Origin of the sequence: Pseudomonas sp. B21-015 (assembly GCF_024749285.1) — a bacterium.
Lineage (GTDB): Bacteria > Pseudomonadota > Gammaproteobacteria > Pseudomonadales > Pseudomonadaceae > Aquipseudomonas.
Genome location: NZ_CP087196.1, coordinates 513,303 through 526,394, shown reverse-complemented (window position 1 = coordinate 526,394; position 13,092 = coordinate 513,303). Strand labels below are relative to the sequence as shown.

The following is a 13,092-nucleotide window of genomic DNA, read 5'->3' as shown; positions in this document are numbered from 1 at the left end:
AAAGCCATAAAAAACTGTCAGTTCTTATAGGTGACAACACACACACCCAAAACTAATCTACCCATGCAACAGCTCTTGAGGGATTAATCAAGGGATCTGAACATTGAAACTTATTGCGGAGGCGTCAAATGTCCCATTCAAACATGAAAGCTGTTTACAACTCTCATCCACGCGGCCACCAACTAACGGTCACTACCATGGATGAGTCGAAAGGCCGTTTTAGCGGTACGCTCCTTACACCTGCAGGCAAGGAAAGTATCAGTGGATGGTTTAATTTTAACAACGAGGCCAAGAAAACCGACTTGAGTTTTTCCACCTCTGACGCAAATTGGACTTTCGAGGCTAAATACAATAGTGACGGACCATTCTTCGAGGAATGGACCGGCCTGAAAAAAGAAAAGTCCAACCCCGATGCTACTGCGCTGTGGCCATTTTATATGGACTTGTCAGGGGAAGGTGCAAGCGATGTCCTAAATATTGGAACTGGCAGCCAGTCAGCGGCATACGGGCGTGCTGGGGACTTTTGAGCGAGCTCAGTGGAGGACAGTCATCACTAAGCTGGCCTCTCCGACACATTACTGCGTAGGATAGCGCTTAGTAAGTCGCACCTCACAAAAAAACCGTAGAACTAACTGCGGTTTTTTTGTGGTGCGCCCAAGATTTTTAAATAGAAGACTCTCTTAATTAAAAGTATCGCCAACATTACAATAAAAAAGGGGGACCGATTTGGGGTAGATTCATTTAATCCTCACAGAAGCACTAGAGGACGATTAAACATCCCCCTTTTGACTGACTTCTCTTATTCCACCTCAACTAGCCGATTTCTCGATGGATACCAACTCGTTCATGTTAAACTCCACATTACAATTTCCATTTTCAGAATTATGCATCATGACGTTGAATTTCCGCTTCGGCACACTGTAGCTCTGAAGTAGACCCTTATAGGATTTAGGCGTATTACCTGCAGACATTTTGAATGTACACTTATTGCCCACACCCACCGAACTGAAGATTTTTTCAACATCAGCCTCGGACTGCTTTACCAAAAAGCATCAAGCAGTTATTGCCGATATCACATGTGAGCGTATAACTGCTTACCAATACTTATCTTGACCGATCTAAAAATGACTTACACCTGTCAAACTTGACAGGTATTTAGATAATTTAGCGATAAACCCTCACAAAAAAACCCGCCTCGCGGCGGGTTTCTTAAATAACCGACTTAACGCTCAGGCTTAGTTAACCTTAGCGTTCAACTCACCTTTCAGATAACGCTGATACATCCCTTCCAACGAGATCGGCTTGATCTTCGAAGCATTACCGGCAGTACCGAACGCTTCATAACGAGCGATACACACATCACGCATCGCGGTCACGGTAGCACCGAAGAACTTACGCGGATCGAATTCGCTAGGGTTGGTGGCCATCAGGCGACGCATCGCGCCGGTGGAGGCCAGGCGCAGGTCGGTGTCGATGTTGACCTTGCGCACGCCGTGCTTGATGCCTTCGACGATTTCTTCAACCGGTACGCCGTAGGTTTCTTTGATGTCGCCGCCGTACTGGTTGATGATCGCCAGCCACTCTTGCGGAACCGAAGACGAACCGTGCATCACCAGGTGGGTGTTCGGGATGCGTTTGTGGATTTCTTTGATGCGGTCGATGGCCAGTACGTCGCCGGTAGGTGGCTTGGTGAACTTGTAGGCGCCGTGGCTGGTGCCGATCGCGATGGCCAGGGCATCGACTTGGGTGCGTTTGACGAAGTCAGCGGCTTCTTCCGGGTCGGTCAGCATTTGGCTGTGATCCAGAACGCCTTCGGCGCCGATGCCGTCTTCTTCACCGGCCATACCGGTTTCCAGCGAACCCAGGCAGCCCAGCTCGCCTTCTACCGAAACGCCGCAGGCGTGAGCCATGGCTACGGTTTGTTGGGTAACGCGGACGTTGTAGTCGTAGTCGGTCGGGGTCTTGCCGTCTTCGCCGAGGGAGCCGTCCATCATCACCGAGCTGAAGCCCAGCTGGATGGAGCGCTGGCAGACGTCAGGGCTGGTGCCGTGGTCCTGGTGCATGCACACCGGGATGTGCGGGAATTCTTCGATGGCCGCCAGGATCAGGTGACGCAGGAACGGGGCGCCTGCGTATTTGCGAGCACCGGCCGAAGCCTGGACGATCACCGGGGAGTCAGTCTTGTCAGCGGCTTCCATGATGGCGCGCATCTGCTCAAGGTTGTTGACGTTGAAGGCTGGAACTCCGTAGCCGAACTCGGCTGCGTGGTCCAGCATCTGGCGCATGCTGATAAGTGCCATTGTGTGTGTCTCTCCCGGTTGAGGGTCGTTAATCGTGCCAGCCTGCCGTAGCGGCGGCGGCTATTCAAGTTATTGCAGATCGGGGGTTGGCCCGGGCTGCGGATTCGGTGTAACTAAAATCTCAAGAACTACACAGACCCACTGTGGGAGCGAGCCTGCTCGCGATAGCGGTCTTGCAGTCAACAGTGCAGCGACTGTCAGACCGCTATCGCGAGCAGGCTCGCTCCCACATCAGGTCCGTGGTGTGTCAGTTACTGCGCTTTACAACCGCGGCCAATCAAATCATTGGTGGCGACCCAGTACACCAGGCCTTCCTCACCTTTTACGTGAAACGCCAGCATGTCGTTGCTGTACAGCGAACCTTCGGCGCCCGGTTCAAGCTTCAGGCGGTAAACCTGATCAGCACCGCCCAGGCGAACGTCGACTTCCTTGCGGCTGACATCAGTGTAGCGCCAGAGCACCTTGGCCTGACTGTCGCAGGTCCAGGTGGTCCAGCTGTCCGCAGGCTTGGCAGCGTTGAACAGATTCAAACTGGAGCAACCTGCCAGCAATGCCAGTGCCGCAACGGCGATAAAGCCTTTCATCCGTGTTCCTCGACTGACGGCGCACGCCGCCCGCCTTGAGTAAAGAGTCAGACCCGTCAAGGGCAGCCATGTTCCTTGGCCGGGGTCTGTGCCTCGTATTTGTCCAGGCCATCCGGCCCGGAACGCTTGTTGATCACCGGGTTGGTTTCCGCTTGCCAGTCGGCCTGGTAGCAGCCTTTTTCCTGTGTTTGCGGCGCGGGTTCCGGCGTGGCTTTCGGGTTACTCCCGCAAGCCGCCAGCATACCCGCGGCGATCAACAGCACCAGGGTCCTGACCATGTGAATACTCCTTTGCCTGGTCAAATGCACGGCCCTCAGGCCTTGGCCCGGCTTTCCAGGACTTCAACGGCCGGCAGCACTTTGCCTTCGACGAATTCGAGGAACGCGCCGCCGCCGGTAGAAATGTAGGAGATTTGATCGGCAACGCCATATTTATCAATGGCCGCCAGGGTGTCGCCACCGCCAGCGATGGAGAACGCCGAGCTTTCAGCGATGGCCTGGGCCAGCACTTTGGTGCCGTTGCCGAACTGGTCGAATTCGAACACGCCCACCGGGCCGTTCCACAGGATGGTCTTGGACGACTTCAGCAGCTCGGCGAAATTCGCCGCGGTCTGCGGGCCGATGTCCAGAATCATGTCGTCTGCCGCCACGTCGGCGATCAGCTTGACGGTGGCGGTGGCGCTTTCAGCGAATTCCTTGGCGACCACTACGTCCACCGGCAGTGGCACGCTGACTTTGGCGGCGATTTCGCGTGCAGTGTCCAGCAGGTCTGGCTCGTACAGGGACTTGCCGACCGGGTGACCGGCCGCGGCCAGGAAGGTGTTGGCGATGCCGCCACCGACGATCAGCTGGTTGCAGATCTGGCTCAGGCTGTTGAGCACGTCGAGTTTGGTCGACACTTTGGAACCGGCCACGATAGCGGCCATTGGCTGAGCCGGGGAGCCCAGGGCCTTGCCCAGTGCGTCCAGTTCAGCGGCCAGCAACGGGCCAGCGGCGGCGACTTTGGCGAACTTGGCCACGCCGTGGGTCGAACCCTCGGCACGGTGAGCGGTGCCGAAGGCGTCCATCACAAACACGTCGCACAGGGCCGCGTATTGCTTGGCCAGTTCGTCAGCGTTCTTTTTCTCGCCCTTGTTGAAGCGCACGTTTTCGAACAGCACGATGTCGCCGGCTTTCACGTCGACGCCGCCCAGGTAATCGGACACCAGCGGCACTTCGCGGCCCAGCGCCTTGCTCAAGTAGTCAGCCACCGGCTTGAGGCTGTTCTCGGCCGAGAACTCGCCTTCGGTCGGACGGCCAAGGTGCGAGCAGACCATCACGGCCGCGCCTTTTTCCAGGGCCAGCTTGATGGTCGGCAGCGAAGCCAGGATTCGCGCATCGCTGGTGACAACACCGTCCTTGACTGGGACATTGAGGTCTTCGCGGATCAGTACGCGCTTACCTTGCAGATCGAGGTCGGTCATCTTCAACACGGTCATGGGTCGCAATTCCTGGGTTACTGTTTTGGAGAAGCTGTTGGAGTAGCTGTTTGCAGATAGTGTTCTGCAACATCCAGCATTCGGTTGGCAAACCCCCATTCGTTGTCGAACCAGGCCAGGATGTTCACCAGCCGTGGGCCGGAAACGCGGGTCTGACTGGCATCGACGATCGCCGAATGTGGGTCATGGTTGAAATCACAACTGGCGTGAGGCAACTCGGTGTAGGCCAGAAGGCCTTTGAGCGGGCCATGGGTGGCGGCCTCGCGCAGAATCCGGTTGACCTCGGTGGCGTCGGTATCGCTTACGGTCTGCATCGTAATGTCGAGGCAAGACACGTTAACCGTCGGCACCCGCACGGCTTTGGCCTGAATTCGCCCGGCAAGTTCCGGCAGCAAGCGTTCAATGCCTCGCGCCAGACCAGTGGACACCGGAATCACCGATTGAAACGCCGAGCGGGTGCGGCGCAGGTCTTCGTGGTGATAAGCGTCGATCACCGGCTGATCGTTCATCGCCGAGTGGATGGTGGTGATCGACACGTATTCCAGACCAATGGCCTGATCCAGCAGGCGCAACAGCGGCACGCCGCAGTTGGTGGTGCAGGACGCGTTGGACACCAGCAGCTCGTCGCCGGTCAGGCAATCCTGGTTCACGCCGTAGACGATGGTGGCGTCGACATCCGCCTCGCTGGCCATCGGCTGGGAAAACAGCACCCGTGGCGCACCGGCGTCGAGGAAACGCTGGCCATCCTGACGGGTGTGATAAGCGCCGGAGCACTCCAGCACCAGATCGACGCCCAACGACGCCCAATCGATGCCTTCAGGGGTGGCACTGCGCAGGACCTTCACGCAGTCGCCATTAATATGCAGACAATCGCCCTCGACCTTCACTTCACCGGGAAACCGCCCGTGAGTGGAGTCGAAGCGTGTCAGGTATTCGATGCTGGCCATGTCCGCCAGATCGTTGATCGCGACAATTTCAAACCCAGCCGTCGAGCCTCGCTCAAACAACGCACGCAAGACGCAACGACCAATCCGGCCGTAGCCGTTGAGTGCAACTTTGTAAGGACGCGGTTGAGGCATGGGGTTCTCGATTACCGTGGTGAATCTGTCATTGCAGCGCTGGCTGGACCACCGTCTTCGCGAGCAAGCCCGCTCCCACAGGAGAATGCGATCTCATGTGGGAGCGGGCTCGCTCGCGAAGGCGGCAGTCCGGATAACGCAACTTCTGGATCAGTCTTCCAGCAGCTCTTCAGCCTGACCCAGGATGTTTTCCAGGGTGAAACCGAACTCTTCGAACAAGGCAGGCGCAGGCGCCGACTCGCCGTAGGTGGTCATGCCGATCACGCGGCCTTCCAGGCCCACGTACTTGTACCAGTAGTCCGCGTGGGCGGCTTCGATGGCGATACGCGCGCTGACCTGCAACGGCAGAACCGATTGCTTGTAACCGGCATCCTGGGCTTCGAAGACGCTGGTGCACGGCATCGACACCACACGGACCTTGCGGCCTTGCTCGGTCAGTTTGTCGAAGGCTTGAACCGCCAGGCCGACTTCCGAACCGGTGGCGATCAGGATCAGCTCAGGCTCGCCTGCGCAGTCCTTCAACACGTAACCGCCACGGGCGATCTCTTCGATCTGGATCGCATTGCGGGTTTGGTGCTGCAGGTTCTGACGAGAGAAGATCAGCGCCGAAGGACCGTCGTCACGCTCCAGGGCGAACTTCCAGGCCACCGCCGATTCAACGGCATCGGCCGGGCGCCAGGTGTCGAGGTTCGGCGTGCAGCGCAGGCTGGCCAGTTGCTCGATCGGCTGGTGCGTCGGGCCGTCTTCGCCCAGACCGATGGAGTCGTGGGTGAACACATAGACGATGCGTTTCTTCATCAGTGCCGACATGCGTACCGCGTTGCGGGCGTATTCCATGAACATCAGGAAGGTCGCGCCGTAAGGCACCAGGCCGCCGTGCAGGGCCACGCCGTTCATGATCGCGCTCATGCCGAACTCGCGAACGCCGTAGTACATGTAGTTGCCGCTGGCGTCTTCAGCGGTGACGCCTTTGCAGCCTTTCCACAGGGTCAGGTTGGAACCGGCCAGGTCAGCCGAACCGCCGAGCAGTTCCGGCAGCAACGGGCCGAACGCGTTCAGGGCGTTCTGGCTGGCTTTACGGCTGGCGATGGATTCGCCTTTAGCCGCGACTTCAGCGATGTAGGCTTGGGCCTTCTCGGCGAAATCGGTCGGCAGGTCGCCGCTCAGACGACGAACCAGTTCGTTGGCCAGCTCAGGGAAGTCGGCGGAGTAAGCAGCGAAACGCTGATCCCACTCGGCTTCGGCCGCGCGACCGGCTTCCTTGGCATCCCACTCGGCATAAATGTTGGCCGGGATTTCGAACGGGCCGTGGTTCCACTTCAGGGCTTCACGGGTCAGAGCGATTTCCGCGTCACCCAGCGGGGCGCCGTGGCAATCTTCCTTGCCTTGCTTGTTCGGCGAACCGAAGCCGATGGTGGTTTTGCAGCAGATCAGCGTCGGTTGTGCGCTTTTACGCGCGGTTTCGATGGCGATCTTGATTTCTTCCGGGTCGTGACCGTCGACGTTGCGGATCACTTGCCAGTTGTAGGACTCGAAACGCTTCGGCGTGTCGTCGGTGAACCAGCCTTCGACTTCGCCGTCGATGGAGATACCGTTGTCATCATAGAAGGCGATCAGCTTGCCCAGGCCCAAGGTACCGGCCAGGGAGCTGACTTCATGGGAAATGCCTTCCATCATGCAGCCATCACCGAGGAACACGTAGGTGTGGTGATCGACGACGTTGTGGCCAGGACGGTTGAACTGCGCCGCCAGGACTTTTTCCGCCAGGGCGAAACCCACGGCATTGGCCAGGCCCTGGCCCAATGGACCAGTGGTGGTTTCAACGCCAGGGGTGTAGCCGTATTCCGGGTGACCCGGGGTGCGGCTGTGCAGCTGGCGGAAGTTTTTCAGGTCATCGATCGATAGGTCGTAGCCGGTCAGGTGCAGCAGCGAGTAGATCAACATCGAGCCGTGACCGTTGGACAGCACGAAGCGGTCACGGTCGGCGAACGATGGATTGCTCGGGTTGTGCTTGAGGTAGTCACGCCAAAGTACTTCGGCGATATCCGCCATACCCATAGGGGCACCGGGATGGCCGCTGTTGGCTTTTTGCACGGCATCCATGCTGAGGGCACGAATGGCGTTGGCACGCTCACGACGGCTGGGCATCGCTGATCTCCTGCGGGTTCTGAATTGAGAGTGAATAAAACGAAACGGAAAAAAGGCGAGCATTTTCCCTCACCCACCCGCCTCGGGGCAATGACAGATAGTCATCTGAAGGCGTTTTTCCCATGCATAACGACGTATTCGGCTGATGAAACCTTTCCGCTGCTCGTTTGTTGACTGAACCTAACGTTAAGAAGTGCCATCTATCGAGCAATATCAAAACTTTTTGATATTGCTCTTGCGATGATTTCTGAGCGTCACTAGACTGCTGGCCTTATGAATTTACGCGTGCCTTCCATTCAACATGACGATTGCGATGAGCTGGCGGCCCTGTGCAAGGCCGGCGGCGATCCTCTGCGGCTGAATGTATTGCGCGCGCTGGCCAACGACTCGTTCGGCGTACTGGAACTGGCGCAGATCTTCGGCATCGGCCAGTCCGGCATGAGTCATCACCTCAAGGTATTGGCCCAGGCCGATCTGGTGGCGACCCGCCGTGAAGGCAATGCGATTTTCTACCGTCGCGCCCTGCCCCACACCGACTTGCCGGGCGGCAAGCTACATGCCGCACTGCTGGAAGAAGTGGACAACCTGACCCTGCCGACTGACGTTCAGTCGCGGATCGGTCAGGTCCACGGGCAACGGGCTGCGGCCAGCCAGGACTTTTTCTCACGGGTCGCGGAGAAATTTCGCGCCCAGCAAGACTTGATCGCCGGCCTGCCGCAATACCGCGAAAGCGTGGTGGCACTGCTCGACAAGTTGAGTTTCGGACCCGGCGCCACGGCCATCGAAGTGGGCCCCGGCGATGGCGCTTTTCTGCCAGAGTTGGCGCGTCGGTTTACCCAAGTCACAGCACTGGACAATAGCCCGGCGATGCTCGAACTGGCCCGCCAGGTCTGCGAACGTGAAACGCTGGCTAACGTCAGCCTGCAATTGGCCGATGCATTGAACGGTGTGAGCCTTCAGGCCGATTGCGTTGTACTGAACATGGTGCTGCACCATTTTGCCGCGCCGGCCGAAGCGCTCAAGCACATGGCCGACTTGCTGCAACCAGGCGGTAGCCTGTTAGTGACAGAGTTATGTAGCCACAACCAGAGTTGGGCCAGGGAGGCCTGCGGTGATCTCTGGTTGGGGTTTGAACAGGACGATCTGGCCCGTTGGGCCACCGCTGCGGGACTCGTTCCCGGGGAAAGCCTCTATGTAGGTTTACGTAATGGTTTCCAGATTCAGGTCCGCCACTTTCAGCGACCGGCTGGCGACACTCACCATCGGTAAATTCAGGAAACAATCGAGATGAGCGAATACTCCCTCTTCACCTCCGAGTCCGTGTCTGAAGGGCATCCGGACAAAATCGCCGACCAGATTTCCGATGCGGTGCTGGACGCCATCATTGCTGAAGACAAGTTCGCCCGCGTGGCGTGCGAGACTCTGGTAAAAACCGGCGTGGCAATCATCGCTGGTGAAGTCACCACGTCGGCCTGGGTCGATCTGGAAGACATCGTCCGTAACGTGATTCTCGACATCGGCTACAACAGCTCCAATGTCGGCTTCGACGGTGCGACCTGCGGTGTGATGAACATCATCGGCAAGCAGTCCCCCGACATCAACCAAGGCGTTGATCGTGCCAAGCCTGAAGACCAGGGCGCCGGCGACCAGGGCCTGATGTTCGGCTATGCCAGCAACGAAACCGACGTGCTGATGCCAGCACCGATCACCTTCTCGCACCAATTGGTTCAGCGTCAGGCCGAAGCCCGTAAATCCGGCCTGCTGCCTTGGCTGCGCCCAGACGCCAAGTCGCAAGTAACCTGCCGCTACGAAAACGGCAAGGTTGTCGGTATCGACGCCGTTGTACTGTCGACCCAGCACAACCCGGAAGTGTCGTACAAAGACCTGCGCGAAGGCGTGATGGAACTGATCGTCAAGCACGTACTGCCTGCCGAGTTGCTGTCCAAGGACACCCAGTTCCACATCAACCCGACTGGCCAGTTCATCATCGGTGGCCCGGTGGGCGACTGCGGCCTGACCGGTCGCAAGATCATCGTCGACAGCTACGGCGGCATGGCCCGTCACGGCGGTGGCGCGTTCTCCGGTAAAGATCCATCGAAGGTTGACCGTTCGGCAGCCTACGCTGGTCGTTATGTGGCCAAGAACATCGTGGCTGCTGGCCTGGCCGAGCGTTGCGAGATTCAGGTTTCCTACGCAATCGGCGTCGCTCAACCGACTTCGATTTCGTTGAACACCTTCGGCACCGGCAAAATCAGCGACGACAAGATCGTCAAACTGGTTCGCGAAGTGTTCGACCTGCGTCCATACGCGATCACCACCATGCTCGACCTGCTGCACCCGATGTACCAGGAAACCGCTGCGTACGGCCACTTCGGTCGCACCCCGGAATCCAAGACCGTGGGCAACGATACGTTCACCACGTTCACCTGGGAAAAAACCGACCGCGCCGACGACCTCCGTTCGGCTGCCGGCCTGTAAGACTTTCCTGGCGGTACCCAAAGCCCCGCACGGTTCGCCGTGCGGGGCTTTTTATTGCCCTGCTGCTCAAGACCGTGTCGCCGCCTTCGCGAGCAAGCCCAGTCACCTCTGCATCACGCCAGAAACACTCAGCAAAAAGACCATCCGTTGCACCCACCAACACTGATCTAGCCTTGAAAGCATCCCAACGAGCAAGGACGCTCCCGATGCTGCCCAACCTGCGCCTGTTTTTCGGTTTCCTGCTGACCCTCACCTGCCTGACCGCCAATGCCACCGAATGCCCTGACTGGCCGCCGGCCCGCGCTCTGGACGAAATCACCGCACTGCAAAAGCGAATAGACCTCTGGGACGACAGCTATCATCGCGAAGGCCGCTCCTTGGTCGCCGATGAACTCTACGATCAGTCCCGTGCGCGACTGAGCGAATGGCGCGAGTGTTTTGATTCCGGCCCCTCCCCCGAACCGTTGCGTACGGCCGGCGGCACGCTTGCTCATCCCATCGCCCATACCGGCCTGGAAAAACTGCGCGATGGGCGCGCCGTCGAAGCCTGGCTAAAAGATCGCGAGGATGTGTGGATTCAGCCCAAGGTCGACGGCGTGGCGGTGACGCTGATCTATCGCAACGGCCGACTACATCAGGCGATCAGTCGGGGTGACGGGGTAAACGGCCAGGACTGGACCGCCTCGGCGCGTCAGATCGCCGCCATCCCTCAAAAACTTCCGCAACCGCTGGACCTGTTGCTGCAAGGCGAACTCTATTGGCGCCTGACCGAACAGGTGCAAGCCCAGGCCGGCAGCGTCAATGCCCGCACCACGGTGGCCGGATTGATGGCGCGCAAGGCGCTGAGCCCTGAGCAAGCCGCCGGTATCGGGCTGTTTGTCTGGGATTGGCCGCAAGGCCCGAGAAGCCTGCCGGCCCGCGTGGCGGCTCTGGATGAGCTGGGGTTCCCGAGCACAACGCCCTACAGTCAGCCGATCGAGACATTTGCCGATGCCGAACGCTGGCGCGATCACTGGTATCGCTCGCCCCTGCCCTTCGCCAGCGATGGCATCGTTTTGCGTCAGGACCAGCGTCCACCGGCCGAGCGCTGGCAGGCAAAAACGCCTTACTGGAGCGTCGCCTGGAAATACCCCTTTGCCCAGGCGCTGGCCGAGGTGCGCAAGGTCCACTTCAAGATCGGACGCACTGGCCGGATCACACCGGTGCTGGATCTGGCACCGGTGATGCTTGATGACCGGCAGATCAAGCGCGTCAGTGTCAGCTCCCTGCAACGCTGGGAAGCGCTGGACATTCGTCCTGGCGATCAGGTCGCCATCAGTCTGGCGGGGCTGACCATCCCCAGGCTCGACGGTGTCGTATTGCGCAGCACCGAACGCCCTGAATTGAATGTACCGCGGGCAGCAGACTTTCATCCGTTAAGCTGCTGGCAGCCGACACCCGGATGCGAAAGCCAATTCCTCGCACGCCTGAGCTGGCTCAGCGGCAAACAAGGACTGGCCTTGCCCCATGTCGGGCCAGGCACCTGGGAGAAACTGCTCAAGGCCGAACGCCTCGGCAGCCTGCTCGATTGGTTGACCCTCGATGAGCAAGAGCTTGCTAACATTGACGGCTTCGGCGAACGCAGCAGTGCTCGCCTCTTGAACAGTTTCAACAGCGCCCGACAACGCCCGTTCGCTCGCTGGCTCAAAGCCCTGGGCTTGCCGCCAACCGGCCAGGCGCGCCTCGCCGATTCATGGCAGGCGCTGGCGCAACGAAACACCGAACAATGGCAGGCCGAAGCCGGCATCGGCCCGGGACGCGCCGCGCAATTGAGCGCTTTTTTCCGCGACCCTCAAGTGCTGGCCTTGAGCGAGACATTACGTGTTGCCGGGATTGACGGTTTTTAGCAGCCGGCGATGCCCGCTGGCCCGGGAACCCAAAGGTACCGATGCGCTCAAACAGCCCATTGCTACATCGACTTTTTCACCTGGAGCTTTTATGAAACTTCTTTCACCGCTCGCCTTGCTGGCCCTGTGCAGCGTGATGGCCGCTCCATTGATGGCCACCGAAGAGGCCCCTGGCCTGACCGGTTGCGCCGCCAAAAAACAAGGCATCATCAACCAGATCGAACTGGCCAAGTCCCGCGGTAACGCCGATCAACAGGCTGGCCTGGAAACCGCTCTGAGCGAAGTCACCGCCCATTGCACCGACGCCTCCCTGAAGAAGGAACGGGAAAACAAGGTGCTCGACGCCAAGCACGAAGTCAGCAGGCGTCAGGCCGATCTCGACAAGGCGATGAAAAAAGGCGACGCCGAGAAAATCGACAAGCGCAAAGACAAACTGGCTCAATCGCGCAAGGAATTGCAGGAAGCGCTGGATGAGTTGGATAAGTAAGCAGAGGTAAACGATCAAGGATTTTTGTCGTGCTCCGGGCAGCCTTCGCGAGCAAGCCCGCTCCCACATGTGCGGTGATTTCCTGTGGGAGCGGGCTTGCTCGCGAAGACGTTAGCCAGAGCGCCGCAAATCAATGATCCCGAAACTCTTTATGGCAAGCACTACAAGCATCTTCGACCTTCTGTACCGCCGGCCCCAGATTGCTGGCCTTGTAGGGCTGAATCTTGCTGGCAATCACCAATTCACCGGTGGCGCCTTCAAGGGTGCGGGCCATTTCCTGGAAGCGGGCCTGCTTCTGCCAGACATCGTCCTTGGCGCTGGTGTGAGCATCTTCGCGCACTTGCGGAAAATGCTTCCACGGCTCACGGGACAACGTGTCGAGTTTCACAGCGCCGTCAGCGAATTTCGGGCCATCGAACGGAATACGCCCACGCAACATGCCGCCCAGGTCTTCGCCGGTCTTGAGCATCTGCTTGAAGATCGCCTTGCGCTGACCCAGCGGCGAATTCGGGTCGACACCACCGCAGGCGGACAAGGTCAGGCAGGCCAGCAATACAACAGAAAGTCTTTTAAGAGTCATGGTGGCTTCAGGTCACTGGTAACGGCCGCCAGTATCCTCGCGTCACCGGCAAAGACCAATAGCCCTATTATCA

The 13,092-nt window shown here is 58.8% G+C and carries 12 protein-coding genes; 5 read left to right on the top strand and 7 right to left on the bottom strand.

Translation table 11 applies throughout. The features are described 5' to 3' along the window. The first annotated feature begins 128 nt into the window (after positions 1-128). Positions 129-527, top strand: coding sequence for a hypothetical protein (locus tag LOY38_RS02385; RefSeq protein ID WP_258698698.1), 399 nt, complete (start codon positions 129-131; stop codon positions 525-527). Positions 528-1,235: 708 nt separating this feature from the next. Here the strand turns inward: LOY38_RS02385 and fba are convergent. The 6 genes from fba to tkt form a co-directional block, all read right to left on the bottom strand. Next, the gene (gene fba, locus LOY38_RS02380) at positions 1,236-2,300 is read right to left on the bottom strand and encodes a class II fructose-bisphosphate aldolase (RefSeq protein ID WP_007975467.1); all 1,065 of its coding nucleotides are present in this window, start codon (positions 2,298-2,300) and stop codon (positions 1,236-1,238) included. Positions 2,301-2,551: 251 nt separating this feature from the next. After that, entirely contained in the window at positions 2,552-2,884 is a 333-nt protein-coding gene (locus LOY38_RS02375; RefSeq protein ID WP_258698697.1) for an MliC family protein, read from the bottom strand. Positions 2,885-2,940: 56 nt separating this feature from the next. Beyond that, positions 2,941-3,162 (bottom strand): hypothetical protein, encoded by a 222-nt coding sequence (locus tag LOY38_RS02370; RefSeq protein ID WP_258698696.1) that lies wholly within the window; start codon positions 3,160-3,162, stop codon positions 2,941-2,943. A 35-nt stretch (positions 3,163-3,197) separates the two neighbouring features. After that, positions 3,198-4,361 carry a phosphoglycerate kinase gene (locus LOY38_RS02365; protein ID WP_105340859.1) on the bottom strand — a complete coding sequence of 388 codons (1,164 nt, stop codon included), beginning with the start codon at positions 4,359-4,361 and terminating at the stop codon, positions 3,198-3,200. 17 nt (positions 4,362-4,378) lie between these two features. Then, positions 4,379-5,440: an erythrose-4-phosphate dehydrogenase gene (gene epd / locus LOY38_RS02360; RefSeq protein WP_258698695.1), complete on the bottom strand. Its 1,062-nt coding sequence runs from the start codon at positions 5,438-5,440 to the stop codon at positions 4,379-4,381. Between the two features lie 150 nt (positions 5,441-5,590). After that, positions 5,591-7,588, bottom strand: coding sequence for a transketolase (tkt, locus tag LOY38_RS02355; RefSeq protein WP_258698694.1), 1,998 nt, complete (start codon positions 7,586-7,588; stop codon positions 5,591-5,593). A 273-nt stretch (positions 7,589-7,861) separates the two neighbouring features. Here tkt and LOY38_RS02350 point away from each other — a divergent pair, with 273 nt between their 5' ends. The 4 genes from LOY38_RS02350 to LOY38_RS02335 all read left to right on the top strand — a co-directional run bounded on the left by LOY38_RS02350 (position 7,862) and on the right by LOY38_RS02335 (position 12,439). Continuing rightward, the gene (locus tag LOY38_RS02350; RefSeq protein WP_258698693.1) at positions 7,862-8,857 is read left to right on the top strand and encodes a metalloregulator ArsR/SmtB family transcription factor; all 996 of its coding nucleotides are present in this window, start codon (positions 7,862-7,864) and stop codon (positions 8,855-8,857) included. Positions 8,858-8,875: 18 nt separating this feature from the next. Further along, entirely contained in the window at positions 8,876-10,066 is a 1,191-nt protein-coding gene (metK, locus tag LOY38_RS02345; protein ID WP_258698692.1) for a methionine adenosyltransferase, read from the top strand. 206 nt (positions 10,067-10,272) lie between these two features. Further along, positions 10,273-11,952, top strand: coding sequence for an NAD-dependent DNA ligase LigB (ligB, locus tag LOY38_RS02340; protein WP_258698691.1), 1,680 nt, complete (start codon positions 10,273-10,275; stop codon positions 11,950-11,952). A 91-nt stretch (positions 11,953-12,043) separates the two neighbouring features. Next, positions 12,044-12,439 (top strand): DUF1090 domain-containing protein, encoded by a 396-nt coding sequence (locus LOY38_RS02335; RefSeq protein ID WP_258698690.1) that lies wholly within the window; start codon positions 12,044-12,046, stop codon positions 12,437-12,439. A gap of 130 nt (positions 12,440-12,569) precedes the next feature. Here the strand turns inward: LOY38_RS02335 and LOY38_RS02330 are convergent, their stop codons facing one another. Next, entirely contained in the window at positions 12,570-13,019 is a 450-nt protein-coding gene (locus tag LOY38_RS02330; protein ID WP_258698689.1) for a cytochrome c, read from the bottom strand. Between the last annotated feature and the right edge of the window lie 73 nt (positions 13,020-13,092).